This is a genomic window from Pseudomonas sp. GW822-FHT01E03, assembly GCF_058802985.1.
Genome location: NZ_JBXAOQ010000007.1, coordinates 284,437 through 310,770 on the forward strand (window position 1 = coordinate 284,437; position 26,334 = coordinate 310,770).

At 57.4% G+C, this 26,334-nt stretch carries 34 protein-coding genes; 27 read left to right on the top strand and 7 right to left on the bottom strand.

Annotated elements, in window-relative coordinates; translation table 11 throughout:
- Nucleotides 1–115: 115 nt before the first annotated feature.
- Nucleotides 116–1,093: a putative phage abortive infection protein gene (locus AC1RP7_RS16510; protein WP_493183084.1), complete on the top strand. Its 978-nt coding sequence runs from the start codon at nucleotides 116–118 to the stop codon at nucleotides 1,091–1,093.
- Between the two features lie 209 nt (nucleotides 1,094–1,302).
- On the opposite strand, the gene AC1RP7_RS16515 is transcribed toward AC1RP7_RS16510, so the two are convergent.
- The 7 genes from AC1RP7_RS16515 to AC1RP7_RS16545 form a co-directional block, all read right to left on the bottom strand.
- Nucleotides 1,303–1,764 (bottom strand): hypothetical protein, encoded by a 462-nt coding sequence (locus AC1RP7_RS16515; protein ID WP_493183082.1) that lies wholly within the window; start codon nucleotides 1,762–1,764, stop codon nucleotides 1,303–1,305.
- Entirely contained in the window at nucleotides 1,761–2,033 is a 273-nt protein-coding gene (locus tag AC1RP7_RS16520; RefSeq protein WP_493183081.1) for a hypothetical protein, read from the bottom strand. The genes AC1RP7_RS16515 and AC1RP7_RS16520 overlap by 4 nt, the downstream gene beginning before the upstream one ends.
- Before the next feature lie 150 nt (nucleotides 2,034–2,183).
- Complete coding sequence (csrA, locus tag AC1RP7_RS16525) at nucleotides 2,184–2,384, bottom strand: carbon storage regulator CsrA (protein ID WP_493183079.1); 201 nt, start codon at nucleotides 2,382–2,384, stop codon at nucleotides 2,184–2,186.
- Between the two features lie 65 nt (nucleotides 2,385–2,449).
- Nucleotides 2,450–2,653, bottom strand: a complete 204-nt coding sequence (locus tag AC1RP7_RS16530; RefSeq protein ID WP_493183077.1) for a hypothetical protein — start codon at nucleotides 2,651–2,653, stop codon at nucleotides 2,450–2,452.
- On the bottom strand, nucleotides 2,650–3,099 hold the full coding sequence (locus tag AC1RP7_RS16535) for a tellurite resistance TerB family protein (protein ID WP_060540004.1): 450 nt from the start codon (nucleotides 3,097–3,099) through the stop codon (nucleotides 2,650–2,652). Before AC1RP7_RS16535 ends, AC1RP7_RS16530 begins: the two co-directional genes overlap by 4 nt.
- 321 nt (nucleotides 3,100–3,420) lie before the next feature.
- The gene (locus AC1RP7_RS16540; RefSeq protein WP_493183075.1) at nucleotides 3,421–3,669 is read right to left on the bottom strand and encodes a DUF1654 domain-containing protein; all 249 of its coding nucleotides are present in this window, start codon (nucleotides 3,667–3,669) and stop codon (nucleotides 3,421–3,423) included.
- Nucleotides 3,670–3,821: 152 nt separating this feature from the next.
- Complete coding sequence (locus AC1RP7_RS16545) at nucleotides 3,822–4,604, bottom strand: LexA family transcriptional regulator (protein WP_407516850.1); 783 nt, start codon at nucleotides 4,602–4,604, stop codon at nucleotides 3,822–3,824.
- A gap of 78 nt (nucleotides 4,605–4,682) precedes the next feature.
- Between AC1RP7_RS16545 and AC1RP7_RS16550 the strand changes: the two genes are divergently transcribed.
- The 26 genes from AC1RP7_RS16550 (at nucleotide 4,683) to AC1RP7_RS16675 (ending at nucleotide 26,324) form a co-directional block, all read left to right on the top strand.
- Nucleotides 4,683–4,904 carry a Cro/CI family transcriptional regulator gene (locus tag AC1RP7_RS16550; RefSeq protein WP_081500267.1) on the top strand — a complete coding sequence of 74 codons (222 nt, stop codon included), beginning with the start codon at nucleotides 4,683–4,685 and terminating at the stop codon, nucleotides 4,902–4,904.
- Nucleotides 4,905–4,944: 40 nt separating this feature from the next.
- A complete protein-coding gene (locus AC1RP7_RS16555; protein WP_493183072.1) occupies nucleotides 4,945–5,442 on the top strand; it encodes a YmfL family putative regulatory protein in 498 nt (165 codons plus the stop codon).
- A 1-nt stretch (nucleotide 5,443) separates the two neighbouring features.
- Nucleotides 5,444–6,295 (top strand): phage replication initiator YdaU family protein, encoded by an 852-nt coding sequence (locus AC1RP7_RS16560; protein WP_493183070.1) that lies wholly within the window; start codon nucleotides 5,444–5,446, stop codon nucleotides 6,293–6,295.
- The gene (locus AC1RP7_RS16565; protein WP_493183069.1) at nucleotides 6,276–7,055 is read left to right on the top strand and encodes an ATP-binding protein; all 780 of its coding nucleotides are present in this window, start codon (nucleotides 6,276–6,278) and stop codon (nucleotides 7,053–7,055) included. Before AC1RP7_RS16560 ends, AC1RP7_RS16565 begins: the two co-directional genes overlap by 20 nt.
- Complete coding sequence (locus tag AC1RP7_RS16570) at nucleotides 7,052–8,380, top strand: tyrosine-type recombinase/integrase (protein WP_493183068.1); 1,329 nt, start codon at nucleotides 7,052–7,054, stop codon at nucleotides 8,378–8,380. The genes AC1RP7_RS16565 and AC1RP7_RS16570 overlap by 4 nt, the downstream gene beginning before the upstream one ends.
- Entirely contained in the window at nucleotides 8,352–8,672 is a 321-nt protein-coding gene (locus AC1RP7_RS16575; RefSeq protein ID WP_493183067.1) for a hypothetical protein, read from the top strand. Before AC1RP7_RS16570 ends, AC1RP7_RS16575 begins: the two co-directional genes overlap by 29 nt.
- Before the next feature lie 4 nt (nucleotides 8,673–8,676).
- On the top strand, nucleotides 8,677–9,066 hold the full coding sequence (locus tag AC1RP7_RS16580) for an antiterminator Q family protein (protein ID WP_349736535.1): 390 nt from the start codon (nucleotides 8,677–8,679) through the stop codon (nucleotides 9,064–9,066).
- A gap of 221 nt (nucleotides 9,067–9,287) precedes the next feature.
- Nucleotides 9,288–9,734, top strand: a complete 447-nt coding sequence (locus AC1RP7_RS16585; RefSeq protein ID WP_493183065.1) for a hypothetical protein — start codon at nucleotides 9,288–9,290, stop codon at nucleotides 9,732–9,734.
- Between the two features lie 824 nt (nucleotides 9,735–10,558).
- Complete coding sequence (locus tag AC1RP7_RS16590; protein WP_057716591.1) at nucleotides 10,559–10,882, top strand: phage holin family protein; 324 nt, start codon at nucleotides 10,559–10,561, stop codon at nucleotides 10,880–10,882.
- A gap of 74 nt (nucleotides 10,883–10,956) precedes the next feature.
- On the top strand, nucleotides 10,957–11,697 hold the full coding sequence (locus tag AC1RP7_RS16595) for a hypothetical protein (protein ID WP_493183064.1): 741 nt from the start codon (nucleotides 10,957–10,959) through the stop codon (nucleotides 11,695–11,697).
- Between the two features lie 162 nt (nucleotides 11,698–11,859).
- Complete coding sequence (locus tag AC1RP7_RS16600; RefSeq protein WP_493183062.1) at nucleotides 11,860–12,414, top strand: terminase small subunit; 555 nt, start codon at nucleotides 11,860–11,862, stop codon at nucleotides 12,412–12,414.
- A complete protein-coding gene (locus tag AC1RP7_RS16605; RefSeq protein ID WP_493183061.1) occupies nucleotides 12,377–14,458 on the top strand; it encodes a phage terminase large subunit family protein in 2,082 nt (693 codons plus the stop codon). The genes AC1RP7_RS16600 and AC1RP7_RS16605 overlap by 38 nt, the downstream gene beginning before the upstream one ends.
- A complete protein-coding gene (locus tag AC1RP7_RS16610) occupies nucleotides 14,449–14,661 on the top strand; it encodes a DUF6148 family protein (protein ID WP_116583236.1) in 213 nt (70 codons plus the stop codon). Before AC1RP7_RS16605 ends, AC1RP7_RS16610 begins: the two co-directional genes overlap by 10 nt.
- On the top strand, nucleotides 14,658–16,208 hold the full coding sequence (locus tag AC1RP7_RS16615; RefSeq protein ID WP_116580515.1) for a phage portal protein: 1,551 nt from the start codon (nucleotides 14,658–14,660) through the stop codon (nucleotides 16,206–16,208). Before AC1RP7_RS16610 ends, AC1RP7_RS16615 begins: the two co-directional genes overlap by 4 nt.
- The gene (locus AC1RP7_RS16620) at nucleotides 16,171–18,237 is read left to right on the top strand and encodes a ClpP-like prohead protease/major capsid protein fusion protein (protein ID WP_493183059.1); all 2,067 of its coding nucleotides are present in this window, start codon (nucleotides 16,171–16,173) and stop codon (nucleotides 18,235–18,237) included. Before AC1RP7_RS16615 ends, AC1RP7_RS16620 begins: the two co-directional genes overlap by 38 nt.
- Nucleotides 18,238–18,305: 68 nt before the next feature.
- Nucleotides 18,306–18,626 (top strand): capsid cement protein, encoded by a 321-nt coding sequence (locus tag AC1RP7_RS16625; protein WP_493183058.1) that lies wholly within the window; start codon nucleotides 18,306–18,308, stop codon nucleotides 18,624–18,626.
- 35 nt (nucleotides 18,627–18,661) lie between these two features.
- Complete coding sequence (locus AC1RP7_RS16630) at nucleotides 18,662–18,988, top strand: head-tail joining protein (protein ID WP_493183057.1); 327 nt, start codon at nucleotides 18,662–18,664, stop codon at nucleotides 18,986–18,988.
- Entirely contained in the window at nucleotides 18,981–19,532 is a 552-nt protein-coding gene (locus AC1RP7_RS16635) for a hypothetical protein (protein WP_493183056.1), read from the top strand. The genes AC1RP7_RS16630 and AC1RP7_RS16635 overlap by 8 nt, the downstream gene beginning before the upstream one ends.
- Nucleotides 19,499–20,059 (top strand): phage baseplate assembly protein V, encoded by a 561-nt coding sequence (locus AC1RP7_RS16640; RefSeq protein ID WP_493183054.1) that lies wholly within the window; start codon nucleotides 19,499–19,501, stop codon nucleotides 20,057–20,059. Before AC1RP7_RS16635 ends, AC1RP7_RS16640 begins: the two co-directional genes overlap by 34 nt.
- A 55-nt stretch (nucleotides 20,060–20,114) precedes the next feature.
- Nucleotides 20,115–20,336 (top strand): hypothetical protein, encoded by a 222-nt coding sequence (locus AC1RP7_RS16645; RefSeq protein ID WP_493183053.1) that lies wholly within the window; start codon nucleotides 20,115–20,117, stop codon nucleotides 20,334–20,336.
- Nucleotides 20,337–20,349: 13 nt separating this feature from the next.
- A complete protein-coding gene (locus tag AC1RP7_RS16650; protein WP_043302559.1) occupies nucleotides 20,350–20,676 on the top strand; it encodes a GPW/gp25 family protein in 327 nt (108 codons plus the stop codon).
- Complete coding sequence (locus AC1RP7_RS16655; RefSeq protein ID WP_493183052.1) at nucleotides 20,673–21,560, top strand: baseplate assembly protein; 888 nt, start codon at nucleotides 20,673–20,675, stop codon at nucleotides 21,558–21,560. The genes AC1RP7_RS16650 and AC1RP7_RS16655 overlap by 4 nt, the downstream gene beginning before the upstream one ends.
- A complete protein-coding gene (locus AC1RP7_RS16660) occupies nucleotides 21,557–22,168 on the top strand; it encodes a phage tail protein I (RefSeq protein ID WP_493183050.1) in 612 nt (203 codons plus the stop codon). Before AC1RP7_RS16655 ends, AC1RP7_RS16660 begins: the two co-directional genes overlap by 4 nt.
- Nucleotides 22,161–24,470, top strand: a complete 2,310-nt coding sequence (locus AC1RP7_RS16665) for a phage tail-collar fiber domain-containing protein (protein WP_493183048.1) — start codon at nucleotides 22,161–22,163, stop codon at nucleotides 24,468–24,470. Before AC1RP7_RS16660 ends, AC1RP7_RS16665 begins: the two co-directional genes overlap by 8 nt.
- Nucleotides 24,470–25,057, top strand: a complete 588-nt coding sequence (locus AC1RP7_RS16670; protein WP_493183046.1) for a hypothetical protein — start codon at nucleotides 24,470–24,472, stop codon at nucleotides 25,055–25,057. Before AC1RP7_RS16665 ends, AC1RP7_RS16670 begins: the two co-directional genes overlap by 1 nt.
- Nucleotides 25,058–25,160: 103 nt before the next feature.
- The gene (locus AC1RP7_RS16675) at nucleotides 25,161–26,324 is read left to right on the top strand and encodes a phage tail sheath subtilisin-like domain-containing protein (RefSeq protein WP_493183045.1); all 1,164 of its coding nucleotides are present in this window, start codon (nucleotides 25,161–25,163) and stop codon (nucleotides 26,322–26,324) included.
- Nucleotides 26,325–26,334 lie beyond the last annotated feature (10 nt).

Genomic DNA, 26,334 nt, shown 5'->3' on the forward strand with positions numbered 1-26,334 from the left:
GGATCCTCGCCGCCTCCGTGTCCGGATGCGGAATAGTGGCACTTTGGGTTAGGATGCTGTATTAGATCTGTTTTAAATTGAGCGCGCCGAGAACGCGGACAGGGGAGTTGTTAAAGTGAGTTGGTTTGATATAAATACCGAGACTCTTGGACACAGTAATTTGATGGGGGTCGCGGGAGCATCAGATCAGTATTCAGATATATTTTTGAATTCATCTTTTTCGAGTGCAAGCGGGTATTTTTACTGCCTGCTTTTGACTGGTTTTATTTTTTTAGGCTATCGCTTGCTTATACATGCCAATAGTCTTGGAGATAAGCTCGCTAGCTATTGCAGAGTTGCAGTCGTCTTATGTGCAGTATTCACCATATATGGTAGTTATCTGGTTGTTTTACTGTGGAATATTCCTTTTTTAAATGTACCGGATAGGGTTAGAGATGGTGTATTCGGGGATAGTTTTGGCACGTTGAACGCCCTTTTTTCCGGGCTCGCATTCTCCGGCGTACTGATTACACTTCTTTTTCAGAGGAAAGATTTGTCTGAAACTCGTGCCCAGATTGCAAATCAACAGGTTGAGTCGCAATTTTATAGCATGCTAGAGCAGCAGCAAGAAGTGGTGCGGAACTTCGATTTGCAAAACAGGTCAACCAACGAAGTGATTGCGCGCGGTCGCGACTGTTTTAGAGACTGGTCTGAAAGCCTCCGTGCTATACAGGAGCATTTGTCCGTTGATGGTTCAGATGCAACGCATGCCGTTTCATACGAACTTCTATATCAAATCGCTCGCGCAGATTTGAGTCTTTATTTTCGAAGCTTATATTCGGTTTTTCGTTTTGTCGAAAGTTCTAATTACAAAGGTGATGCTAACTTTGGATTAGTAGTGCGGTCGTTGCTGTCTGATTATGAACTGGTTATTTTGTTTTACAATTCACTTTCACCTAGGGGTGAAAAATTTCAGCGATTCATCTATAAGCACGCGTTGTTCGATAATTTGGATCCAGAGCTGTTGCTTGATCCTATGCATGCAGTTGAGTTGGATTTAGAGGCGTTCGGTCAGAATGAAGAAATATTAATTCTTTTTCCGGATGCTAAATAAGCTGTCAAAGATGGGGTTAAAGATCTGGTGGGTTAGAGTTTCTCGATGCCCAGCGCGGCGTTGTTGGCCGCGTCCTTCTGGCGCTTCTTGCTGGCTTCCGCTGTCGGCAACTGTTGTTCCTCGGCCATGGCCTGTCTCTTCAATTCCGTGGGCCGGTAGATCCAGCCATGTCTGTCGTCGGCGCTGTCGCACCTGGTTGTTGATTCGTCTCATGCAGCCCTCTGTTGACTCCAGACACCCGCGGCGTCAAACACCCGGGCGGCCTGTTCTTCAGTCAGCGATATCTCGGTAGGGATGGCGATCCAGCCCGACGCGACTCGATGATTCGGATTGCTCTCGGCGACCAGGGTTTTGTAGGTGTCCTCAATCACGTCTTCGAGGTGGGCGGCCAGATAGTTGCCTTGAGGGGCGACCTCTACCGATTTGGTGTAGCGATGGCCGCGCTGATCTCGACACTGGACGCTGACATAGATCGTCCAGCGATGGGCAAAGTCGCAGACTGCTTCGGCCATGCGTTGTCCTGGCGGGATGCTCTTGCAGCTCTTTCTGTTGATCATCCCTTGGCGTCCGCTGGGGTCGATGTGGACCACCGCGACGTGATTGGCATTGAGCAGTGCCCGGCTCGCTCGCTCTAACCGGGTACGCATGTTATTGGGCTTTCGCTTTTTCATAGCGTCACCGCAATTTGGCGATTGGCCTTTGCTTCGAACTGCATGGCAAGGTCATGAGCGGCCTTGTAGGTACTACGGAAGGCGCAAGTCTTGCCAGTGGTGAGGTCTTTAATCTGGTACATGCCGAAGCTTCCGCCGGCGATTTGGTAGCGCACCGGTTTGGCTGGGGCTGGTTGTCCAATACGGGCGAAGTACCCGACCCGGACGGCACTTGATTCTTGCAGCGGCGCACCGAGGTCATCGATGCGCTCTTGAAACGATGGATGCATGGTTGATCCCTCGGAGTCGGTTAGGTGTATTCATCAGCAGTCCGGCCACCTGCTGGTGGCCATTGGGCAGGGAAGGGGGCTGCTTGATAAATTGCAGGCGTAAAAAAGCCCGATCGGAACCGGGCCAATATTTGCGTCACAAAGACCTGCTTAAGTGATCGCAGGTGGTGCCATCGCGGACTTCGACAAACCCGCCTGAATGCGCTGGGTGATTTCTTCTCGATGCACCTGGACATCCTTTGGTGCGCTAGTTCCGATACGTACCTGTTTGCCGCTAACCCCCAGCACTGTGATCGTGATGTTGTTGCCTATGTTGATGCTTTCGCCTTCTTTGCGAGTCAAAATCAGCATTATCCATTTCCTTGCGTGAGTGGGTTTCCCAATGCCGCCTTGCAAGAAGCGGCATCAGTGAAACGTCATTGCATTACGCGGATTTCATTACGGGGAAACCACGCACCGTCAACCTGAACCATGCAGCCAACAAAGGCGGCGTAGCGGGTCTCTCGGTCAGTCTGGAAGCCGTAGTAGGAGCAAGTGGCCCGAGAGGCTACGTTGCTCAGCAACATGCAGCCGACGATCAGTGCCAGTAGGATCAGCAGAACCTTTGTCGCGTACTTCACGCCTCGATACCGTAGTCAGCCAGGCGCAGACCGAAGTGCATGCCAATTTCCTTGAGCACCACCAGCTCTGCTGGCTCGATCTGACCATCAGCCTGGGCAACGGCAAGAATGTTGACGAAGGCTTCCTCCGCGTCGGCCGGAACGTTTTTGATGTCGGCCAGTTCTCGTTTGATCGCCAATCGACCTACTTGAAAGTTGGCGTTCAACTGACCTGTAAAACGATTGATGGTTTCGGTGATCTCACTGCCGAAGTGCGTCAAATTCGGGTTGGAGCGAATCAACTCATCCAGCTTGGAAACCTCGCTGGCTTCAATCTCACCATCAGCCGCAGCGACCAATAGGCCGCCACCGACAATGGCCTGCATCAAGTCGCGGTTAACGACCTTCTTCATTTCGGCCTGGGCGTTGCCGACTTGTTTTCCGAAGAGTTTTTTCATTCCGAACATGGTGTTTCCTCATACAGGGGAGGGGATTTCCCACATGGCCCTGTTGCCAAGGCCATGTAGTGAAATTTGTTTGGGCTGTCAGCGGGACTCAGATACGGCGCACTTAGGTAGGAGTCGTCCACGCCGGGTGCGTTAGTCTTTTTGCTGGTGACAGCCTTGTATCTGTGAGGTTGTTAAAGAGCAGCGGGAGATCCCGCGTCGCCGGTCTATTTCGTGGCAACGGCTTAAATATCTCCCGTGGAGCTATTTAAGTCAACTCCACAGGAGATAAATATTCCGATGGCTATAAAAAAACCCGCATTGCGCGAGTTTTTATGGCGATCAAATATTGGCTGGCAGTCTCCAGGAGACACGGATGGCGTCGTCTTCTTCTGGGCTCAACGTTACGTGTTCGGTATCGGCTATGTCCTCAAGGAGTCGCTTCCAATCTCGTGGGCATTCATCTGAGGTTTTACGAATGACGGCTGTCTTTCGTTTCTGGGCGGTTGGGGCGCTGATGATTTTTTGGATGCGGAGACCGAGAAGCTCAAATGAGTCCGGCAATGTTGGTTTGTTTTGTGGTTTTGCCATAGCACTGCTCCATTTGTGTATGGATATACACTGAGCGGTTTGCCTTGTTAGCGCTAAATATTAATGATTAAAAACAATCATTTAATAAAAAAGCCCGCTGTTGGCGGGCTTTAGGAGGGAGGCATCAGGGGGGCAAATTGAACGGATCAGATTTAGATTCTGCCCAATACTTTACTGGGGGCAAGGATCGCCCCTACGTAATGAATATTCTCGATATCAGACCGAGCGATCGTCAGTCGTTCACCGTATGCCGTGTTTATCGACATGAGGCTGACGTCTTCGTCGGTTTCGAAGAGAAGTTCTTTGACCATGCTTTGGCCATCGGTAGTGGTGATCATCACATACTCACCAGGCACTAGTCGGTGATTGGGCTCGCAAACGGCGATCCAGCCACTACGAATTGCCGGAGCCATCGAGTCACCCTTCAGTCGGAGTGCATAGGCGTCCTCATCTCTGGAGTAGGTCTCAACCCAGCCAGCAGCCTGGTCAAGACTTGTCCAGTAGCCTTCGTGACCGAGTTGCGCTGTTCCAACAATATCGATTCGACGAGGAGAGCTGATAATTGGCGGGCCTGGCTCGACGTTTGACTGCAATGATTCGACTGATGGAACAGCATTGGCAGCAATCGCTAAATCAGAGATTTCTTTCGCGATCCGGGGGCTAAACCGCTCTACGGGTATGCCAAGCATTTTAGCTATCTCAGCTGCCATTTCCTTGTTGAGCGCACGGTTACCATTCAAGTGACTGCTAAGCGTGCCTTGGCTCATGCCTACGGAGAGCGCGATCTCTTCTTGAGTCAGTTTCTCGCCTTTAGGGGCACGCGCATTGTAGGAAGCCAGCTCCGCTTTTAATGCGGCGCACTCCGTCTTTTCCCAGTCAAGCAATGGTCGTCTGTCATTTTTCATTTCCGAAGAGTATTCCCGGTGGAGATACATTGCCATCTCCTTTGGAGTTGATTAAAAAAGCTCCATGGGAGATATTATTGCTTCAGATACACCACCGGAGATCGGACAGTGCGTCAAATTACCCTCAGCCAATTTGCTACCGAGAAGGGGCAGACCAAGGCCGGAAATTTGTTAGGTATGACCCAAAGTTCAGTAAATAAAGCTCTGCAGGCAGGCCGTGACGTTTTTGTTACGGAACACGCAGATGGCTCTTTCACAGCTGAAGAGCTCAGACCATTCCCGGTCCAAAGCGCAAAAAGGTCGCGTCGCCGGATGCTGCCCATTTCATGAGCAAACTTTGAGCGCAACGGCGCCGAGAGAAAACTAGACGATGAAATCGCCAGTGCTAGACACCCGTCGCAAAGCAGTCATTGCCTCTGCCAATGCATTCCCTGGTGGGCTTGCATACGCCTCTGACTTTCTTGGCGAAGAGAATCTCAAGCGCTTCAAGAACCGAATTTACGAGTCGGCAGGTGTCAGACCCCTCACCGACGATGAGGTCTGCACGCTTGAGACTGAAGCCAAAACTACCTTCTTGCCGGACTACATCTGCGCGATGTACGGCGGCGTATTTGTTCGCCTGCCTGAGGTTGGTGAGTTGGACAACGTAGACATGCACCAGCGCTCGTTGCGTACTTCTGTGAAGCGCGGTCGGGTTGACCAGTTTCTTGCCCTGGCGCTGGAGGACGGAGAAATCACTGCAGCGGAAGCCGCTGAGATTCTGGCCTTGCACGCGAAGCACTTGGCTGCCCGGCACGAGGAGGTGACCGCACTGATTGAGTTGCACAAATCGAATCGCCCAGCCCGAACGCCAAGCGGGAAGGGTTGATATGCAGTTCACGATCACGATCAACCAGGTGAAAGCACTGGAGTGGGGGTTGAACTCTCAGCAGGCGCTGCTGTTTTCGTTTGTCTACGAGTGTCCTAGCTGGGCAAGACCAATCAAGACCGATAACGGGATTTTCTTTGCCTTGAGCAAGGCAAAGATCGTGGAGGAATTGCCCTTGCTCACCGACAAACCAGATACCGCGTACCGACTTCTCAAAGGGCTCGAGACCGCCGGGCTGATCGAGCTATCCCACACTTCCAACATCAGTTTGTTTCGTTTGACCGAAAAGGCCAAAGAGTGGAATCGGAAGTTGGACGGGTCGGAAAAATATCCGACCTCTGATGTGTTTGAAGGTCGGAAAAAAATCCGATCTACCTCGGAAGAAACTCCGAGCAGGGTCGGAAAAAAATCCGAACAGGATCGGAAAAATATCCGAGGAGGGTCGGAAAAATCTCCGACAAATCAGGGTACCAGTAATCAGGGTACCAATCAGGTAACCAGTAATCAGGGAAATCAGGGCGCTAACGCGCTAGGCAAGTCGTCAAAATTCAACCCGCTGACCGCCAAACCGGAAAATGTCAGCGTCGAGGTTTGGGGCGATTGGTGCCAGCACCGCAAGGAAATCCACAAACCCCTCACCGCCAAAAGCTGCGAACAACAGGCCAAGGCCTTGGCGAACCATCCAGCCCCCGATTCCGTTCTGGCCCTTTCGATCAGCAACGGATGGACGGGTATCTTCCCCGACAAAGCAGTCATCCCTGCACCCATTCCGACCAGTCGCCATTCCGGCTTTGACACTCGCGATTACAAGGCCGGCACCAAGGAGAACGCCAATGGCACCTTCCGTCTCTAACCTCCGCGCTCAGATTGACCGCAAATTCCACGTCATTGGCCGTCAGCCAGCATGCTGCATTGATCATGGCGATTACTCGGCGGTCATCCTCAAGGGTGGCGATCTGTCTGGCTGCCCCGTCTGCGCGAGCAACAAACGCGACATGCAGGAGCTTGAGCGCAAGCGCCTGCAGTTTCGGATGGTTCAGCATTCAAGCGCCCGGATTCCGAAGCGCTTCGCGGAAAAGACATTCGCCGACTTCGTCGTGTCGAATCCGGCCCAGCAGATTGCCCTGGATGCCTGTACCGACTATGTCGACAACTTTTCGAAGCATCGCCGGGAAGGTCGCTGCATGTTGCTGTTGGGGAAGGTCGGTACCGGCAAGACTCACCTGGCCATTGCCTCGGTCAGTCACCTGATTAACGAATGCATGGTCAAGGCGATTTACCGCACGGTGGGCACGCTCATCGGCGAGATTCGGGCGACGTTCAATGATCGCTCAGGCGAGTCCGAGGCGCACATCTTGCGTGAGGTGATCGGCGCGGACCTGCTGGTGCTCGATGAAGTCGGCGCTACCAAACAGAGCGAGTTCGAGCTGGCCACTCTGTTCAGCATCATCAATGGTCGTTACGAACAATGCCGCCCGACGATCATCGTCAGCAACCTTTCTCCCTCCGAACTGAACGACGCCATTGGTGCGCGCTGTGTCGACCGCATCCGCGAAAACGGCTGTATTGGTGTGGCATTCGAGTGGGAATCTCAACGCGGTACCCGACTATGAAGGCCTTGATCAAAACCCTAACGGTGAAACTGTCGGATGCCGAGATCCAGCGTAATGCCAAGAAGTTGCATGTCCGCGATCTACGGGATGCCAGTCACCCGGCATTGCACTTTCGCTTTGCGAAGAGTCGCTCCCGCGGCTCCTGGTACCTTCTCAGCAAGCGCACCTGGCACCGTATCGGTGGCTTCCCTGATCTGAGCACCAAACAAGTGGTCGCTGCATTGCCGGTGGTGCGTATGCGGGTGGCCGCCAATGAAGGTTCGACGCTGTCCAAGTGGGTTGCCAGCGGCGAACTGTTGGATTGGTACGCAGAGCGCATGGCCCGTGATCGTAATCTTTCCACCAAGCGCAAGAGCACCGCTGCCTCGGCCATCAAGTGTCATTTGATACCGCGCCTGGGTGATCTGCCGATTAGCGATATCAACAAAGCCACTCTCGACAGCGAGCTGGTCTGGCCGTTGCAGGAAAGCTACTCCACTGGCTATGTGCAGCTGGTGTTCAAGCTTCTGGTCCAGGCGCTGCAGCAAGCGTTCAAACTTGGTTTTATCACTGCTAACCCTATGGCAGGCATCAAATTCAGCGACTTCAGCAAGACTAAGGTCGGAGTCAAGTCATGCCGGCTGCGTGGCGTTCAGCTGCCGCAGCTACTGGAGCAATTGTCCATAGTCGTGTCGACTGCGCCGGCCGACGCCATGTTGGCGCTGATGATGCTGTGCCACGGTACCCGCATAGGCGAAACCCGGCAGACACGCTGGTCGCATATCAGTTTGGCTGAGCGCGAGTGGTTCATCCCGGCCCAACACACCAAAACTGGCGTCGAGCATCACCTACCGCTAACTGACCAGGTTCGCGAGATGTTGATCCGCTATCGCGAGACTCAGCAAGCCATGGGTTATGTCGGCCAGTTTCTATTCCCTGCGCGGCATGGCAAGGCTCTCAGTGAAGGGCAGGCCAGTGCTGTCTTCACCCGGTTGGGGGAGGGCGAATGGACCAGTCACGATCTGCGCAAATTGGCGCGCACTGGTTGGGCAGATATCGGCATTGACCACCTGATTGGCGAGCTACTGATCAACCACGCCATGGGCCATAACGTGAAGGTGTACATCCAGTCGGACGTGATGAGCCGTAAACGCGATGCCTTGGAGCAGTGGCACGCCCATCTAGATCAGAAGGGCTTGGCCCTGATTCACGGGTTGACCGGTGTTAGATCCGGAGATTCCAGTAAACCTCTAGAGGCCTTACAGAATAAGGCCTGTGATGCCCTTCAAGAAACAACCATAGGAGAGGATTCAAAACATGCAGAAAGGGCAGGGGCTTGGCTTTAAGAGGAAGCGGATCGAGCTAGAGCCTTGCCCGACCTGTAAGGGCAAAGCAGTAGTGAAAGGGCTGTTTTATGAGTTGATTTGTACTGCTTGCAATGGCTCAGGTTGGGTTATTCGGGGCAGCAGGTTGGTGCTTTCTTTGGACGAGTTGGTGACTCAATTGAGCTTCAAATTGCAGCAGGCTCAGCGCGAAATTGAAGTACTTCAGCGAGGCCCGTCTGCATCTGGTCCGGCCGCGTACTACCAACAGAACAACCGTCGCGGTGCCGGCGGTACGAATTTCACAGGGGATTGAGAACATGATGATTCGAAAGCCGGCGGGCCGACCTTTGGGTGATACCGAATACCTGCTGGAGCAGTGGGGCTGGTGGCGGATGGATGGGGCTGGCGTCCCCATCTACATCTCACCGACTTTGGCGCTAATGCGTCAGGCAATGCCGCAAGTGTCGGCGAGCAAAAGCTATTGCATTACTGATGAGTGGGCCGGAGCTATTGATAGCGCAGTTGCACGGCTCTCACACCGTGATCGACAAATGGGCGATATTATTTGGCTTTACTACGGTGCGAAATGGCCCATGGTTCGGGTTGGAAAGCACTACGGCATAAGTGAAGGGAAGGTGCGGGAATTGGCGAGAGCAGGCATTGCTTGGATCGATTGTGCTATCGATGCAATGCGGCAAGCTGCTTAATCTATTAGCCGATTGCTGCCTTTCGCGAAAGGCAGCACAATCAATAGCTGCCAGTCATTAGTGTCTACAGAATGAGGGGCGATTCACATTCCCCATATTTGTGAAAAAGCACCTGCTGACTAGGAAGTCGGGCATTCAGCATGGCGAGCTCCTTGAGCTACGCTTTAAGGGCTGTGCTCACGGACGTTGAGAGCGGTCCAACGCAGAGCAGGGGAGGCAATATGTCTTGGTCGGTGAAGGTGGCGCGGGAAGCGAAGAGGAGACTGGTGCTTGAAAAGTGGGTAGAGCATGTTGCTCAAGCTAAAGCTGCTGGCGAGAAACCTAATAAGCGTAAGTTTGTTATGGACTCAAAAGGCGAACCATACGAAACCAACATTACCAGCCTCAATAGTTGGATTGATAGGTACGCTATCCATTATTCTGGCACCTCTAGGACTGGTGCAGCAAATACCAAAGAAGCCAGTACATCTTACGTCAACTCTGTAGCTGCCCTTGAAGACGATTTCAAAACGTTTCTTACTGAGCGACGGCAGTCTGAAAATCTATACCGCTTGGACTTCTGCAGAGGACAGCAGAAATTGTTACGTGCTCTGCTGGCAGAAATTGATAGGCAGATTCTTGAGTTGGAGACCAAGCTAGCCTCGAAGCCCAAAGAGCACCGTAAATGATATTTACACCCGCAGGCACACCCCGTGCGACGCGATAACCCTGACCAAGTTCTACACTTGGTAGAGCGTCTAACCACAACCGTTAAAAAACGATTTTAGTCACACTCCATACATCGTTCTACCTCAGTGCATTGCTGCCTTCGCTGGTATCGAGGGCAATGAAGAGGTGCAACGCGTGGTTATGCTCGCTTTGCGTTTTGTAACGCTGCCGTGTTTGTGAAGCTGATCCTCCCCACAACCGATTTGCCGTCACTCTGTCCACCGTCCGCTACTGGCCGATTCTGTTGAAAAAGTCGGTGCTTCCAGACTGCCCCTTACTGACCGCTGAAAACGCCATTTTTGCGCGTCGCTATGCGAAATCTGAGCCCCGAATCCCTCTGCTCAAAGTAAAGATTTCAATCTCAAGCGCGTACTTTTCTACTGTGGAAACGATGGCCGACTTTTTCAATAGAATCGGCCGGTTGCCGCCTGTCGCGCAGGCCTGACGTGCGTTGTTTTCTGTCCATCATGGTTAAAGCATGATGGGCAAATTCCATGCATCTGATGGTTAGATCGAATGTAATCGTGTGGTCAAGTTGGGTGCAATTTCGCATACGCTGCGAAAAAACCTTTTCCGCGCGGAATAGACCTGTTTTTATAGCAGCGTGTATTGCTGTGAACGCAGCGAAACGCCTTTCAAGAACCCGACCATTGAGTCGGGGGTTTTGTACCCTTTTATAAGCCCTGCCATCGAGCGGGGCTTTTTCGTTTTCGGCCCTATGCCTGGCTCTTTGCTCCGAGCGGATGACAGTGACATAGAGGTCGGATCTATTCGAGGTATACAGATGAACACAGAGCAACAGGCGCTTGCCGATGTGCCCCTTTGGCTATTGGTATTGTTGAGCATGGCCGGTTTGTCTGGGGAAATGTTGAGAGCCTCAGGTACTGACCTTGGTCTTCGGCAGATCCTCCAGCGTGTAGCGCTGCGTTTTCTTGCGTCTGGCCTCTTGGGTATGGCTACGCTGTTGCTCGCGATGGCGCTGTGGAGCAGCTTCTATCTTGCCGCCGGTCTAGGCATCGTAATCGCGGTCATCGGTGCTGATGTAACCGGCGGTTTGTACACCCAGTTTCTGGCCAGGAAAGCTGGTATCAGATCGCATAATTCATAGCGTGGTAAAGCAGCATGCATGATCCGCTCAACGGGCCACCAGACAGCTGTTTCTCGGCTATCGCGGAAAACTAAATGGTCAAAATCAAGATCACGCCAAACATGCTGCCCGTGTCTGAAGCGCTGCTGGAGCTGGAGAAAAAGCATATTCCGCATGTGCTTGCCTTGACCGCTACACGCTTGGCTCGGCGTGTGAAGAAGGGTGAACTGGCCGTCATGGCGCAGCGCTTGGACCGGCCAACCCGAACCACGATGAACAGCTTGTTCGTCAAAATGGCCACCAAAAGCAAGCCGGCCGAGGTGTATTTCAAGGACTCTTGGACCTCTGGCATCCCCGCTGATACCTACCTTCAGCAGACTGTCAGGGGTGGGCCACGACCGCATAAGCGCTTTGAAAAGGCTCTGATCGCGCGTGGCTTTATGAAGTCCAGCCAGTTCGCGATCCCTAATCCCAACGTGCTCGACAAGCATGGCAACGTTTCCCGAGGAACGATGACCCGGATCTTGTCGGGCCTTGGCGCTGCCGAAACGTCGCGTGGATATCAGGCCAATGCTTCGAACAGCAAGCGCAGTCAACGCAAGGGCAACGCCAAGAGCTATTTCTCCGGCATTGTCGGGGGAACAGCCGGGGTGTGGGAACGCAAAGAGACAGCGTTTGGCGATGCCGTCCGGCCGATGTTTGTCTTCAGCCGCACCGCGCCGATGTACCGCACGATCTTTCCGTTCTTCAAGATCGCCAACAACATCTGTAAGGCCAACTACAGCGCTGAGTTCCGTGGTGCATTTGCCGATGCAATGGCCACTGCCAAGCCCTGACAACGAGCAAGAAAGGCCGGTTTCTGGCTGGTGATGCTCGACTTGTTTGCGCAGACGAAAATTTAACGGGTCCTCCCGAGGGGGCGGGGGGCAGGGGGTAATTCGGGCCCCGCTGCTTCGCTATATATGACCCATTTTTGAATCGAGGTTGTTGTTTAGTCCATGGCGAATCCGACCATCTCCCGCGAGCCTCATTGGCTGAACAAATCGCGCATGGCTACCAGCCTCGGCATCACGACTCAGGCCTTTGATAAATGGGGCGTTCAGCCTGTTGCGAAGATCGGCCGCGATGTCTTCTACGACGTCCGGTCGGTGCTGGATAACCGGCTCAAGCATCAGGTGACAAAAGACCAACCTGTCGACGACAACGGTGATCCGATTGATCCGCTCATTGAATACAAACAGGCGCAGCAAAAACTGCGACTGACAACTGAGCAGGCGGACGCTCAGGAAATGCGAAACAAGGTGAAGGCCAAGAAGCTGGTACCGGTCGATTTTTGCTTGTTCGCATTGTCTCGCCTGAGCGCAAAGCTCGGGTCAACCCTCGATACCGTGCACTTGAAGGTTAAACGCAAGTGCCCCGACATCGAGGTGCGTCACCTTGAGGCGATCCAGCGCGAAGTCGCCGTGACGCGTAATGATGCGGTCGGCTTGGCTGATCTTTTGCCGGAGTTGCTTGATGAGTTTATCGACACCTTGGATGAGGGCGCTGGTTGAGGGTGTCCGCAAGGGACTCGCCGGGCTCTACAAAGAGCCTCCGCGCACAGCGGTTGAGTGGGCTGATGAGCATTTCTATCTGTCGTCCGAGTCGTCCTATCAGGAAGGCGATTGGACGACGGCACCGTTTCAGGTCGCGATTCTCAATGCGATGGGCAACGACCTGATCCGTGAAGTCAACGTGCTGAAATCAGCGCGGGTTGGCTACACCAAAATGCTGGTGGCCAACATGGGCTACAAGGTCCAGCACAAGAAGCGCAACGTCATCGTCTGGTGCCCAACCGATGGCGATGCTGATGGCATGATGAAGCGGCACATCGAAACGATGATTCGTGACAGCCCCGTGGTACGCGCCTTGGCGCCTTGGTATGGGGTGAAACATCGCGACAACACGCTGGATGAAAAGCGCTTCGATAACGCCAAAATGCTGTGGTGCCTAGGTGGCACGGCGGCGAAAAACTACCGGGAGAAAAGCCCGGATGAAGTGATTTATGACGAGCTGTCGAAGTTCAACGCGGACATCGAGGGCGAGGGGGCCCCGACCATTCTTGGCGACAAGCGCCTGGAAGGTGCCACGTTCAAAAAGTCCATACGCGGATCGACCCCGACGACAGTGGTGGTCGCTGACGACAATGAGGAAACCTCGGGGGAGGGTTGCCAGATCACGCGGGCGGCCAACGATTCCCCGCACTTTCTGCGCTTCAACATCAAGTGTCCGTGCTGCGGTACCGAGCAATACCTAAAGTGGGGTGACCCGGCTACGCCGTTCGGTATCAAGTGGGCGGTGGATGAGCTGGGGCAGGTAACCAAGGCCTGGTACCTGTGCGAGTCCGGCCATGGCTGTACCTTCGAATACCACGAAATGGTCGCGGCATCGGTCAACGGCCGCTACATCTGCGAGCGGACCGGTATCTGGACGCGTGATGGCATGGACTGGTTCACCGATGTGGACACTTCAATGCCGTCGCCGCGTTCGGTGACTTTCCATATCTGGACGGTGTACTCGGAGTTTGTGACCTGGGCCGAAGTTGTCACGGAATGGCTCAAGATCAAGAAGGATCGGGGCAAGCTCAAAACCTTCGTCAACACCACCTTGGGCGAAGCATGGGAAGAGGACCAAGGCGAGCAGCTTGAATGGCAGCAGTTGCACGCGCGCCGGGAGATCTACCCGCAAGTGCCGGCCAAAGCGGTTGCCCTGTTCGGCGGCATTGATACCCAAGATGACCGCTATGAAGGCCGCGTCTGGGCGTTTGGTGCAGGTGAGGAAGCGTGGCTGGTCCATAAGTTCGTGCTGCAAGGTGACCCGGGCAGCATCGAGTTAAGGGCCAAGGTCGGCATCGAGATCCACAAGACCTTCACCCGGGCGGATGGCACGGTGATGGGCGTGGAGCGTTGGTGTTGGGACCAAGGTGGTCACTACTGCGATGAAGTGCGTGAGGAATGCATCAAACACGGCACCCAATGGGTGATCCCTGTGTTCGGTGCATCGACCTACGGTAAGCCGATTGCGACCTGGCCGCGTAAGAAAACCAAGGTCAAAGGCGGACGTGTCTACCTGGTCGAAGTGGGGACCGACAATGCCAAAGAGCTGATTTATGGCCGCCTCAGGATGCAGCCGGACGGTTCGGGGGCGTCTGTGCCTGGCTGTATCCACCTGCCTGCCAACGAGATGATTTGCGGCGAAGACGAATTGCGGCAACTCACCGCCGAGCGCCGCAAGTGGGTGATCGTCAAGCATCAGCGTGTGCAACGTTGGGATGCCGGTGGGCGCCGAAACGAAGCGCTCGATTGCCTGGTGTACGCCTTGGCAGCGCTACGCATAACACAGCAGCGCTTTGGCATGAATCTCGACCTGCTTGCACAGCAGTTGCCGTCAGGCACTTGGATTGTGCCAGTGAGTATCGAGCAGGAAAGCAAACCGGCCACCGTTGCCGCACCGACATCGGCCCCGGTGTCGGTGCCTCAGGTAGAGCCGGAACAATCACCCGACCAGCCCGCCGAGTCGGGCGGCTGGCTTAATACAGGACAAGGCGCATGGCTATAACCGCTCAAGACATGGTGGACCGCTATCTGGAGGCCGAGCTGGCCATCCTGCAGGGCAAAGAAATCCTCTTTAACGGTCGCAAGCTGATCATGGATGACCTGGAGGAAATCCGCGCTGGTCGGCTGGAATGGGAGCGCCGGCTGCGAGCACAACAGGCAGCAGCGGCGGGGCAGCCGCCGTACGCCTTGGCGACATTCCGATGAACCTGTTGGACCGCGTGCTGGCCCCGGTGTTTCCCGGGCTGGTAGCTGACCGTCTGCGTGCCCGTAGCACCATCATGGCCTTTGAAGCGGCGCAGGCGACCCGCACGCACCAAGCCAAAAAACAATCGGCCAGCGCGGACCGCTCGCTGCAACGTTCGGCGCGCTCTTTGCGCGAGCAGTGCCGCAAGTTGGACGAAGACCACGACATCGTCACCGGTTTGTTCGATCGTCTGGAAGAGCGGGTGGTGGGCGGCATGGGCATCGCGGTCGAGCCGTTTCCCTTGAGTTACGCCGGGGAAGTGCATCTGGAGTTTGCGGCGCAGATCAAGGCCCGCTGGGCCGAGTGGTCGTTGCGCCCGGAAACGTCCGGCGAGCTGTCCCGACCGCAGATGGAGCGGCAGGTGTGTCGAACTTGGCTACGCGATGGCGAAGCCTTGGCGCAGAAGCTCAAGGGGCGTGTGCCCAGCTATGAGCATTTGAGCGTGGTGCCCTTCGCTTTGGAGTTGCTGGAGCCGGATTACCTGCCGTGGGAATACAACGATGAAGCCAAGGGCATTGTGCAGGGGATCGAGCGCAATCAGTGGCGGCGGGTCCGGGCTTATCACCTGGTCAAGCATCACCCCGGACATGCCGCCGGTTTCCAGCTGACTTTGACCACCAAGCGCGTCCCGGTCGAACAGATGATTCACATCGCGCACCGGAAGCGCATCGGTCAAAACCGCGGCCAACCGCTGTTGCATGCCGTGCTGATTCGCCTGGCAGACATCAAGGATTACGAGGAAAGCGAACGGGTTGCCGCACGTATCAGTGCGGCACTGGCCATGTACATCAAAAAAGGCACACCGGACGACTACACCACGCCATCGGCGGTGAATGGCCAGGCTGCCGCTGCTCGCAGCATTCCTATCGGTCCGGGCATGGTGTTCGACGGCCTGCTGCCCGGCGAGGACGTCGGCATGATCGAAAGCAATCGGCCCAACCCTTTTCTCGAAGGCTTCCGCAACGGTCAGCTCAAGGCCGTGGCCGCCGGAACCCGTGGCACCTACTCCAGTGTTGCCCGCAGTTACGACGGCACCTATTCCGCACAGCGTCAGGAGCTGGTCGAGGGGCAGGCAGGTTATGACCTGCTGCAGCACGAATTTATCGACTACTGGAGCCGCCCGGTCTATCGCGAATGGCTGCACATGGCGATTGCCAGCGGGGTGATCAAGGTACCGGTCGACGTTGATCCGGACACGGTGTTCGGCGCGATCTACCAAGGGCCGGTGATGCCTTGGATTAACCCGATCCATGAGGCCAATGCCTGGAAAATTCTGGTCGAGGCCGGCTTTTCCGATGAATCGGAAGTGGCGCGGGCGCGGCAGCGCAATCCGCAGGAACTCAAGCGTTCCCGGGCTTCGGAAATCAAAACCAACCGGGAACAGGGACTGGTCTTCAGTTCGGACTTCTATCACGAGACCTATGGAAAATCGCAAAGCAATGAACAGCAAAACAAAACGAAGCCTGCCGATGATGAGGCCGAGGGCCTCGATAACCCCGACGAATAAGCCCGGTGAAAGCTGGTACTCGCTCCGTGCGGCGCAGCAGCGCGGGGTGGTCGAGGTGATGCTGTACGACGAGATCGGCGCGTGGGGCATTACCGCCAAACAGTTCGCCCGCGATTTGGCCGCCATCGGCGACGTGTCTCAGATCAATCTGCACATTCACTCTCCGGGCGGCGACGTGTTTGAAGGGACCACCATGTACAACCTGCTGCGCGGCCATTCGGCGCGGGTGGTGGTGTACATCGACGGTCTCGCTGCTTCGATGGCTAGCGTGATTGCCATGGCCGGGGATGAAATCAATATGCCGGCCAACGCCATGATGATGATTCACAAGCCATGGGGTGGTCAGGTAGGTGATGCCGACGCCATGCGCGAGTACGCCGACTTACTCGACAAGGTCGAGAGCACGCTGATTCAGGCGTATACGCGCAAGTCGGGCAAGGCGATCGAGGACATTCAGGCGCTGCTCAAGGCGGAAACCTGGATGGATGGCAACGAAGCGGTGGCGGCCGGTTTCGCTGACAAGGTGCTCGAACCGTTCAAGGCGGCCGCTCAACTCACTTCAAAACGCATGCAGGAGTTCACCAACATGCCTACCTCGGCACAAAATCTGTTCAATCCGCGCGCTTCCGCTCCAACCCCAGCACCGGCCTCAGCTCCAGCCCCGACACCTGCGCCAGTTGTCGATCCGGCGCCGGTCGCGCTGACCTTGGATCAGATGCGCGCCCAGGTCATGGCGGCGGACGGGGCGCGCCGCACGGCAATCAATGCCGCGTTCTGTGGCTCGCTGGTCACCAGCCACACCGAGCTGCTCAACACCTGTCTCAATGACCTGAGCTGCACGGCCGAGATGGCGCGGGAAAAACTGCTGGTTGCGCTGGGCTCGACCACCACCCCAACGGGTGGACCTCACCACCATGGCCACATTAGCAACGGCAACTTGGTTGGCGATTCGGTGCGCGCCTCGCTGGCCGGTCGTTTGGGTCAGGCGGAAAACCAGAAAGACAACGCCTATAACCACATGAGCCTGCGCGAGCTGGCTCGCGCCTCGCTGCATGATCGCGGCATTCTGGTTGCCACCCTTGATCCGATGGCCATGGTCGGCTTGGCATTCACCCATGACTCCAGCGACTTCGGCAACATCCTGGTGGACAGCGCCGCCAAGTCGGTCCTGCTCGGCTGGGACGAGGCGCCGGAGACCTATCACCTGTGGACCAAAAAGGGCCGCTTGAGTGACTTCAAGGTGGCGTCCCGGGTCGGCATGGGTGCGTTTCCGAGCCTACGTGAAGTTCGCCCAGGGGCTGAATACAAGTACATCACCACCAATGACCGTGGCGAAAAAATCCGCCTGGCAACCTACGGTGAGATGTTCAGCATCACCCGGCAGGCGATCATCAACGATGACCTCGATCAGTTGAGCACGGTGCCTTACAACATGGGTCTGGCCGCGCGCGGCACCATCGGCGATCTGGTCTATGACACGTTGATCCATTCACCGGTGATGAGCGACGGCAAAGCGCTGTTCGATGCCGAGCGCAACAACCTGTTCTCCGGTACCGGCGCCAATATGTCGATTGAGGCGCTGAGCAAGGCCAAGACCGCCATGGCCTTGCAGAAAACCGAGGTCGAGGGTGGCAAGGCCCGCACTCTGAACATTCGCCCGGCGTTTGTCCTGGTGCCGGTGGCGCTGGAAGACAAGACCAACCAACTGATCCGCTCGGCGTCGGTGCCTGGCGTCGACACTAATGCTGGCATCGACAACCCGATCCGCAATTTCGCCACGGTGATCGCCGAGCCACGCCTGGACGATGATTCGCCGGTCACCTGGTATGAAGCCGCCCGCCAAGGTGCTGACACCATCGAAGTTGCTTACCTGGACGGCGTTGAACAGCCCTACATGGAGCAGCAGCAGGGCTTCACCATTGATGGTGTGACGAGCAAGGTGCGGATCGATGCCGGGGTCGCGGCGCTGGATTATCGCGGTCTGAACAAGTCAGTCGGTGTCGTGCCACTTGCGAAAGCCAGCCGTTAACGGTTGAAGATTCCCCTAAACACCCCGCCGCGAGCGGGGTTTGTTGTTTCTGTACAGGAGAAATGCGCATGTCCAAGAATTATTCGGGTCCCGGCAGCACGCTGACTTTTGTGGCGCCAGACGGTGGCGCGACGGCGGGGGTGCCGTTGGTGCTGGTTGATACGGTGGTCATCCCGATCGCCAGTGGTGTGGCGGGTGATGTCCTGGTTGGCCATCTCGACGGCGTCTGGCGCCTGCCTGCCGATGCAGCGCTGCTGCTGGGGCAAAAGGTGGCTCTGCAAGCCGGCGTGCTGGTTGATCCGCTCACGGCCACTGGTGACACGGTGCCCTTCGGCAAGCTGATGAGTGCTCCGGTCGGCGGTATTGCCGAAGCGTTGTTGATTCAGTGACCACGCTAGGCCGCTTTCGTGACGTCACAGCCCGGATGGATGCTGTGCTGGTCGATCGTCTGGGCGATCGGGCCATCAAGCCGGATGGCCAAGCGTTGTTCGGTGCGTTCTTCTCGCCCTTCGTCGGTGCGGATGTGGGCGGTAAATCGAAGAGCGTGCGTCTGGGCAATGCCATCGTGACGGATAACGTTCTGGCACCCACCTTCACCGCCCGCGTGGTGGATGCGGTGGGCATCGAGAAAGACACGTTTCTCACCATCGATCTACCGGCAGAGCAGGGCGGCGGCCGCTACAAGGTCAGCAAGCGTGAGCCGGACGGCGCCGGCATGGTCAACTTCATTTTGAGTTTGAACAATGGATGAGCTGACGACCTTACACAATGCGATCGAGGCGACATTCCGCGCCGGCTTGCCGTCGGTGGTCAGTGTCGAGGCGTTTCCCGAGTTGAATGCGGAAGTCGGTCTGCCGGCGGTGTTGTTCGCCCTGACGGAAATCGGCGAAGCATCCGACAATGGCAGCGGCAAAACTTCCCTGAGCGGCCGCTTTCAGGTGTGCATCATGGTCGATTCCACCATCAGCAAAGCGGCCTTGCAGGCCGCCATTCTGGCCGCCGAGATCAGCAAGATTTTGCGTGGGCAGTATTGGGGGCTGGACTTTGTCGAAGAGGTGCAGGACGTACGTGCATTCCCGGACGACTCGATGCCGGAGCTGGCGCAATTTGTGGTGTGGATCGTTGAGTGGAAGCAGATATTCCAGATCGGTGAAACCGAATGGTTATGGCCAGTCGAGCCGCCGGGTTCTCTGTACCTGAACGTCGATGGCTGCACCGGTACCGGCAATGAAGATCACTACTTTCAGCCGGAGGATCTGGCATGGGATACGCCAGCGCTGAACACGACCGGATGATCGCCGCCATGCTGCTGCCCTGTGTGGTGGTCGGCGTCGATCTGATGGCCGGCCGGGTGCGGGTCAAGGCCGGTGCCTGGGTCAGTGCCTGGGTGCGCTGGCATAGCCTGGCCGCCGGCAAGGCACGTCATTGGCGTGCGCCGAGTACGGGGGAGCAGGGTGTTCTGTTCAGCCCCAGCGGTGATCCGGCCATGGGCACCTTTCTCCCGGGGTTGTATGGCAACACCGGGACGCCACCGGACAACCGCGATCACGTCGAGGCCTGGCACTTTGACGATGGCGGCTCACTGGTTTACGACTGGCAGGCTGGTAGCTACAGCATCGCCTTACCCGACGGCAGCCGCGCGACCATCTCGGTCGGTGGCTCGCAGTTTGAAGTGACGCCGGAACAAGTGCGGGTGACGGCCAGCCAAATCATCCTGGCGGGTGAGGTGGCTATCGACGGATCGCTGAGCGTGTCCGGCGACATCAACGGTGCCGGCACGATCATGGATGCCGGGGGCAACAGCAGCAACCACTCGCATTGAACACACATTCACTTTCAGCCCGCCGCGCGCGGGCTTTTTCATGTCTGGAGAAAGCATGACGAGTAAAACCAAGGCCGTTCCCGCCGCCACGGATGCACCCGAGCCGGCCACGCTGAGCATCTTTCGCGACACGCTGTACACCTCGCGGGTACTGATCCTGCTGGACGCCGGGCGCACCTTGAAAGTCAAAAAAGGACAAGTCGCGGTGGCGTCGGACGACACGGTCGCGCTCGACTATTTGCATGGCCGCAAGGATTTTGTCGCGGTCGAGGGCTGATCCCATGATCGGGATGATCGGACTGGACCGCCGCACCGGCCAACTCATTTCCGGCCTCGATCACCTGCGCCAGTCCATCGAGGACATCTTGTCCACTCCCTTGGGCAGCCGGCGCATGCGCCCGGAGTACGGCAGCAAGCTGCGGCGGTTTGTCGACCTGCCGGTCAATGACGGCTGGAAAAGTGCCGTGCAGGCCGAAGTGGCCAGTACGCTCGGGCGTTGGGAGCCACGGCTGAAACTCGGCCGTGTGCGCGCCGTGGCCATTCTCGACGGGCGTATCACCTTTGAACTGACCGGGCAGTACCTGGGCAGCGACGTGACTTTGGAGGTGTCCGCATGACTATGGAACTGGCGGTCCTGCCGCCGCCGCAAGTACTCGAAGACCTCGACTTTGAAGTGGTCTACCAGGAGAAGCTGGAAGCCTTCCGCCTGAGCATGGGCGACAACTGGAGTGCGGAACTCGAAAGCGACCCAGTACTCAAGCTGATCGAGCAGGCCGCGTATGGCGCCTTGCAGAACCGGGCGCGGGTCAACGACGCGGGCAAGGCTTTGCTGTTGGCCCATGCCGAACGGGCCGACCTCGATCACCTCGCCGCCAACGTCAACCTGCAGCGCCTGGTGATTCAGGCGGGAGACCCGAGCACGGTGCCGCCGACGCCGCAGGTGCTTGAGGAAGACGATGCCCTGCGCGAGCGAGTGCAGCTGTCGTATGAGGGGCTGACCACGGCGGGACCGCGAAACAGCTACATCCTGCATGCGCGCAACGCCTCGGGCCTGGTGGCCGATGCCACGGCGGAAAGTCCGTCACCGGCTGTGGTGGTGGTCACCGTGCTTAGCCTGGAAGGCAGCGGCGCCGCCTCGCCGGAGCTGCTGGAAGAGGTCCGGCTGCACCTCAATGACGAAGACGTGCGGCCGGTGGCCGACCGCCTCACGGTGCAGAGCGCTGTGGTCATCGACTACCACATTGAAGCGGTGCTGTACCCGCAGGCACCGGGGCCGGAAAACGAAGCCTACCTGGCCGAAAGCCAGAAACGCCTGAGTGAGTGGATCAACCCACGCCGTCGCCTCGGTCTGGAAGTGGCGCGCTCGGGGATCGATGCGCAATTGCACGTTCCCGGCATCGCCCGCGTTGAGCTGCTCGACTGGACGGACGTCAGACCGAGCAAGGCCGAGGCGGCTTACTGCACGGGCTACAACGTGGTGTTGGGAGACAGTCTGACATGAGCAGTCAGCTGCCCCTCAACAGCACGCCGCTAGAGCTGGCCGTTGAGGCGGCCAACTTTGAAAACACACTGATTCCGCTGCGCAGTTTGTACAACGCCGATACCTGCCCTGAACACCTGTTGCCGTATCTGGCGTCGGCCTGGTCGGTGGACCGCTGGAACAACAACTGGACGCAGGAGGCCAAGCGCACGGCAATCCGTTCGGCGTACGACGTGCATGCACGCAAAGGCACCATCGGTGCATTGCGTCGGGTGGTCGAGCCCTTGGGCTACCTGATCGATGTTGTGGAATGGTTCGACACCGTGCCGGAAGGCGTGCCCGGTACGTTCGCCCTGGAGGTGGGGCTGAATGACGCCGGCATTACCGAGGAACTGTACGAGGAACTGGCGTGGTTGATCGACGACGCCCGTCCGGTCAGTCGGCACATGACCAACCTGGCGCTCAGCCTGCAGACCGAGGGGGTGCTGGGCATTGCCGTGTGCGTGCAAGAAGGTGAAGAGATCGACGTGTACCCGCCGGCACCGAAAGACATCGACGTGACCGGCACCTTTGGCCCGGCGCTCTGCGTCGATGAAACCGATACTTTGGACGTTTATCCCTATGATTGATAAAACCAGTCAGTTTTTTGCCATTCTCACGGCGGTCGGTGAAGCCAAGCACGCCAATGCCATCGCCATGGGCCTGGACTGGATGTTCACCGAGATGGGCCTGGGCGATGCCAACGGCACTGACCCGATTCCCGATCGCCTGCAGACCCAGCTGATCAACGAATGGCGCCGGGCGCCGATCAACCAGATCCGGGTCGATCCGGCCAACCCCAACACCGTCATCACCGAGCAGATAATTCCGCCGGAAGTGGGCGGTGAGTGGATTCGCGAGATCGGCCTTTATGACGTCGACGGCGATCTGGTGGCGGTGGCCAACTGCGCGCCGAGCTATAAACCCTTGCTCGACCAAGGCAGTGGTAAGACCCAGGTCGTGCGGATGAACTTCATCGTCAGCAGCTCGGCGAACATCGTGCTGAAGATCGACCCGGCGGTGGTGCTGGCCACACGTGAATACGTCGACCTCGCGATCAGCGAAGCGCTGGCTAAGCTGGATCACAAGCAGTCAGCGCGGGTGGCGGCGACCGCCGCCATTGCCTTGAGCAATGTGCAGACTATCGATGACGTGGCCGTGGTCGTTGGTGACCGAGTGCTGGTGACCGCCCAGGCAGAAGCCCAGAACAACGGCCTGTATGTTGTCAGCACCGAAGGCTGGACACGGGCCGCCGATGCCGACAACAGCCTGGAAGTGACCCCGGGGTTGTTTATCCACGTCGAGCAGGGCACGACCAATGGCGACAGCCTCTGGCAGTTGGTCACCGACGCGCCGATCACCCTCGGCACCACCGGTTTGCAGTTTGAAATGATCGCGGGCGGCAGTGGGATCGGTGTGGGCACGTTTCGCAGTGTCACCGTCGATGCCCTCGGGCGTGTGGTCGCCGGTACCAACCCGACTACCCTGGCCGGCTACGGCATCACCGATGCCCTGGCAGTCAGCGAAAACCTGGGCGATGTTGCGGATGTGGTCGAGGCTCGGAATAACCTCGGGCTGGGCACCGCTGCGACCGCTGCTGTGCAGGTCCATCTGCACGATGAAACGCCTGATGCGCTGATGAAGGTCGGAGCGTTCGGCTGGGGCGGGCCTGCCTATGCGGTCAGTGATGTTGACATCGGTGGTTTGAACGCGGAGACGGCCCTCTATTTCATCAGCAATGGCATAGGAGGGCCAGGTGGCGGGATCTATGAGGGTTGGGTTCGCGTCTCGGCGATTACACCAGGTCAATACGCCTTCCAGGAGATTTATGGGAATGCCGACCACACCCTACACCGCCGGGCCTTGACTGCCGGTGTTTGGGGCGAATGGGAAAGCATATGGGACTCAACCAATCTGGTTAAACAAATCTACCCCCAAGATGACACGCCAGGCCGTGTATTGCTCACGGGTGCTTATGGTATCGGTCACGGGGGGATTGTCCTTCCCGACGGCACTGATCTAAACACAATCACCACTGTGGGCATTTACCGGGTGAACACCAGCTTGAACATGCCTGCCGGCGGTCAATTCTCCCCCATGCTGGTTGCAGTCAGTCAAGACACCCTCTGGCAACAAATCACCAGCTATAACTCCGGTACAACCTATACCCGAGGCGCAGTTCAGACCCCAGAGGGATATGAATTCAGTGAGTGGGTAACGGGTTGGAACACTAGCAACTTTGACCCTGCTGCGTACCAGGCGGCACTGGGTTTCACTCCCGTGCAGCAAGGCGGTGGTGCGGGTCAGGAGTCGAACAAGGTCTACATTGGTTATCGACCCGCCTCGAGCGACGTGGGTTTACAGGTTGATGCAACCGACTTCGGGAAGATCTGGACCGAAAGCAATTTTGATCCTGCTTCCATATTTTCCATCCCTGTCGGCGTGCCGTTTCCATGGCCAACCGCTACGCCACCCGAGAAATGCGTTTTGATGGGGGGGCAGCCGTTCAATGTCGAGTGGTACCCGGCATTGGCCGCCGTGTATCCCAGCGGCTTCCTGCCAGACATGCGCGCCGAGTCGATTCGTGGTCTGGATGGCGGGCGTGGAATCGACCCCGACTCTGGGCGCGCCGTGTTGAGCCTTCAACTCGACACGCTACAAAACATGACGGGTGAACTCAGGCTACAGGACGATGATTCGATGTTGCTGGTGAATACCGCGACCGGCGTATTTACGGCTACTGGTTACATGACGAGTGATATACCCGCTGCACCACGAGTCAGTACAACGGGCAACATGTCTGTAACTTTCAATCCTTCAGCCGTCGCCCGTGTGAGTACGGAAACCCGTATGCGCAACGTGGCTTACAACTACATCTGCAGGATGTATTGATGACTACTTTAGTGAATGGTTTTTTTGATGAGAGTGGGTGGATCGAGGTTTACACGTTCAGCGAAACCACTGGTGAATACCTCGGCCAACACGAAATCTATGTGAGCCGTGGCTGCGGTCTCCCGGCTGGCGCCACGTTAGAGGAACCACCGCAAGCCGGGAATGGTGAGGTGGTCGTTTGGAGGGACGAGGCATGGGTGGTGGTGCCCGACTACCGTGGGGTGGCTTACCGCACCACCGATGGTACCGAGGTGACGCATTCGATGCCTGGTGAACTGCCGGCCGAGCTGACGACCTTGCCCCGACCAAGTGCGGCTTATATCTGGGATGGTCTCGTTTGGGCGCTCGATGCCGCACGCGACCTGGCGCTACAGAGCCGGCGAGAACGATCGTGGATCGAAAATGAACTGCACTGGGCTGGCAGAGAGATCGACAAGCATCTGGATGCTGACCCGGCCGCGCTCAATACGGAGCTCGCCTGGCGCACCTACCGCAATGAACTGCGGGCCTGGCCAACTTCGCCAGACTTTCCAAACAGTGATAAACGACCGTTAAAGCCGGACGGACTGACCCGCACCGCGCCCTGACGCCCCGCATTGCCGGGGCGTTTTCTTTTCCGTTATTGCACTTCACCGCACATCCCCACGGCCTCGCTGATGCGGGGCTTTTTCGTTTCTGGAGCATCACTCTATGAGTTTCTTTCACGGCGTCACCGTGACCCTGGTGGACACCGGCGCCCGGCATATCGCCACCCCGTCCGCCTCGATCATCGGCCTGTGCAACACCTTCACCGTAGGGCCGCCGGCGACCGCGGCGGCCAACGAACTGCTGCTGATCACCCGCGAAAGCGAAGCGGTGGCGGCCTGGGGTCCGGATGCGGCGATCACCCAGGACTGCAAGGCCATTTTCAAGCGGTCCAAGGCTGTGATTGTCGCCGTCGGTGTGCCGCTGTTGGAGGATCCGGCTGAGCAGCTGTCAGCGATCATCGGCGGGGTTTGGGCCGACGGTAGCCGGACCGGCATGCAGGCGTTGCTCAACGGCAAAAGCAAGTTCAACGCGCAGCCACGGTTGTTGGTGACGCCGGGGTACTCGGCGACGCTGGCGGTGGCCACCGAGCTGGTCGCCTTGGGCGACAAGATGCGGGCGATGGCCATCCTCGACGGGCCGAACACCACCGACGAAGCCGCGATCGCCTATGCCGAAAATTTCGGCAGCAAACACGCCTACATGGTCGACCCCGGCGTGCAGTTCTGGGACACCGGAACCAGCGCTACCGTCAACGCACCAGCCTCGGCCTGGACCGCCGGCCTGTTTGCCTGGACCGATGCCACCTACGGCTTCTGGGCCTCGCCGTCGAACAAGGAGTTTGTCGGCATCACCGGCACCACGCGCCCGATCGAGTTTCTCGACGGCGATGCGTCCTGCCGGGCCAACCTGCTGAACAACGCCAACATCACCACGATCATCCGCGATGACGGCTACCGGCTGTGGGGCAACCGCACGCTGTCCAGCGACCCGAAATGGAAGTTCGTCACCCGCGTGCGCACGCTGGATATCGTCATGGACGCCATCCTCTACGCACACAAGTGGGCCGTCGACCGCTCGATCACCGCGACCTACGTCAAGGACGTGACCGAAGGCCTGCAGGCGTTCATGCGCGACCTGAAGAATCAGGGCGCGATCATCAACTTTGAGGTCTATGCCGACGAAGAGCTGAACACCTCCAGCGAACTCAGCGACGGCAAGGTGTACTGGAACATCCGGTTCACCGACGTGCCGCCGGCCGAAAACCCGAACTTCCGCGTGGAGGTGACCGATCAGTGGATCACTGAAGTGCTGGACACCGCTGCCTAAGGAGGCCGTT

What these genes read in the sequence shown, in the direction of transcription:
- AC1RP7_RS16630 (WP_493183057.1), top strand. Translation starts at nt 18,662, where the DNA reads ATGGATGCTGTGCTGGTCGATCGTCTGGGCGATCGGGCCATCAAGCCG.
- AC1RP7_RS16645 (WP_493183053.1), top strand. Translation starts at nt 20,115, where the DNA reads ATGACGAGTAAAACCAAGGCCGTTCCCGCCGCCACGGATGCACCCGAG.
- AC1RP7_RS16600 (WP_493183062.1), top strand. Translation starts at nt 11,860, where the DNA reads ATGGCGAATCCGACCATCTCCCGCGAGCCTCATTGGCTGAACAAATCG.
- AC1RP7_RS16625 (WP_493183058.1), top strand. Translation starts at nt 18,306, where the DNA reads ATGTCCAAGAATTATTCGGGTCCCGGCAGCACGCTGACTTTTGTGGCG.
- AC1RP7_RS16620 (WP_493183059.1), top strand. Translation starts at nt 16,171, where the DNA reads ATGATGAGGCCGAGGGCCTCGATAACCCCGACGAATAAGCCCGGTGAA.
- AC1RP7_RS16670 (WP_493183046.1), top strand. Translation starts at nt 24,470, where the DNA reads ATGACTACTTTAGTGAATGGTTTTTTTGATGAGAGTGGGTGGATCGAG.
- AC1RP7_RS16575 (WP_493183067.1), top strand. Translation starts at nt 8,352, where the DNA reads ATGCAGAAAGGGCAGGGGCTTGGCTTTAAGAGGAAGCGGATCGAGCTA.
- AC1RP7_RS16655 (WP_493183052.1), top strand. Translation starts at nt 20,673, where the DNA reads ATGACTATGGAACTGGCGGTCCTGCCGCCGCCGCAAGTACTCGAAGAC.
- csrA (WP_493183079.1), bottom strand. Translation starts at nt 2,384, where the DNA reads ATGCTGATTTTGACTCGCAAAGAAGGCGAAAGCATCAACATAGGCAAC.
- AC1RP7_RS16635 (WP_493183056.1), top strand. Translation starts at nt 18,981, where the DNA reads ATGGATGAGCTGACGACCTTACACAATGCGATCGAGGCGACATTCCGC.
- AC1RP7_RS16565 (WP_493183069.1), top strand. Translation starts at nt 6,276, where the DNA reads ATGGCACCTTCCGTCTCTAACCTCCGCGCTCAGATTGACCGCAAATTC.
- AC1RP7_RS16555 (WP_493183072.1), top strand. Translation starts at nt 4,945, where the DNA reads ATGAAATCGCCAGTGCTAGACACCCGTCGCAAAGCAGTCATTGCCTCT.
- AC1RP7_RS16610 (WP_116583236.1), top strand. Translation starts at nt 14,449, where the DNA reads ATGGCTATAACCGCTCAAGACATGGTGGACCGCTATCTGGAGGCCGAG.
- AC1RP7_RS16605 (WP_493183061.1), top strand. Translation starts at nt 12,377, where the DNA reads ATGAGTTTATCGACACCTTGGATGAGGGCGCTGGTTGAGGGTGTCCGC.
- AC1RP7_RS16675 (WP_493183045.1), top strand. Translation starts at nt 25,161, where the DNA reads ATGAGTTTCTTTCACGGCGTCACCGTGACCCTGGTGGACACCGGCGCC.
- AC1RP7_RS16520 (WP_493183081.1), bottom strand. Translation starts at nt 2,033, where the DNA reads ATGCATCCATCGTTTCAAGAGCGCATCGATGACCTCGGTGCGCCGCTG.
- AC1RP7_RS16665 (WP_493183048.1), top strand. Translation starts at nt 22,161, where the DNA reads ATGATTGATAAAACCAGTCAGTTTTTTGCCATTCTCACGGCGGTCGGT.
- AC1RP7_RS16540 (WP_493183075.1), bottom strand. Translation starts at nt 3,669, where the DNA reads ATGGCAAAACCACAAAACAAACCAACATTGCCGGACTCATTTGAGCTT.
- AC1RP7_RS16535 (WP_060540004.1), bottom strand. Translation starts at nt 3,099, where the DNA reads ATGTTCGGAATGAAAAAACTCTTCGGAAAACAAGTCGGCAACGCCCAG.
- AC1RP7_RS16580 (WP_349736535.1), top strand. Translation starts at nt 8,677, where the DNA reads ATGATGATTCGAAAGCCGGCGGGCCGACCTTTGGGTGATACCGAATAC.
- AC1RP7_RS16660 (WP_493183050.1), top strand. Translation starts at nt 21,557, where the DNA reads ATGAGCAGTCAGCTGCCCCTCAACAGCACGCCGCTAGAGCTGGCCGTT.
- AC1RP7_RS16590 (WP_057716591.1), top strand. Translation starts at nt 10,559, where the DNA reads ATGAACACAGAGCAACAGGCGCTTGCCGATGTGCCCCTTTGGCTATTG.
- AC1RP7_RS16560 (WP_493183070.1), top strand. Translation starts at nt 5,444, where the DNA reads ATGCAGTTCACGATCACGATCAACCAGGTGAAAGCACTGGAGTGGGGG.
- AC1RP7_RS16585 (WP_493183065.1), top strand. Translation starts at nt 9,288, where the DNA reads ATGTCTTGGTCGGTGAAGGTGGCGCGGGAAGCGAAGAGGAGACTGGTG.
- AC1RP7_RS16650 (WP_043302559.1), top strand. Translation starts at nt 20,350, where the DNA reads ATGATCGGACTGGACCGCCGCACCGGCCAACTCATTTCCGGCCTCGAT.
- AC1RP7_RS16640 (WP_493183054.1), top strand. Translation starts at nt 19,499, where the DNA reads ATGGGATACGCCAGCGCTGAACACGACCGGATGATCGCCGCCATGCTG.
- AC1RP7_RS16545 (WP_407516850.1), bottom strand. Translation starts at nt 4,604, where the DNA reads ATGTATCTCCACCGGGAATACTCTTCGGAAATGAAAAATGACAGACGA.
- AC1RP7_RS16615 (WP_116580515.1), top strand. Translation starts at nt 14,658, where the DNA reads ATGAACCTGTTGGACCGCGTGCTGGCCCCGGTGTTTCCCGGGCTGGTA.
- AC1RP7_RS16595 (WP_493183064.1), top strand. Translation starts at nt 10,957, where the DNA reads ATGGTCAAAATCAAGATCACGCCAAACATGCTGCCCGTGTCTGAAGCG.
- AC1RP7_RS16570 (WP_493183068.1), top strand. Translation starts at nt 7,052, where the DNA reads ATGAAGGCCTTGATCAAAACCCTAACGGTGAAACTGTCGGATGCCGAG.
- AC1RP7_RS16515 (WP_493183082.1), bottom strand. Translation starts at nt 1,764, where the DNA reads ATGAAAAAGCGAAAGCCCAATAACATGCGTACCCGGTTAGAGCGAGCG.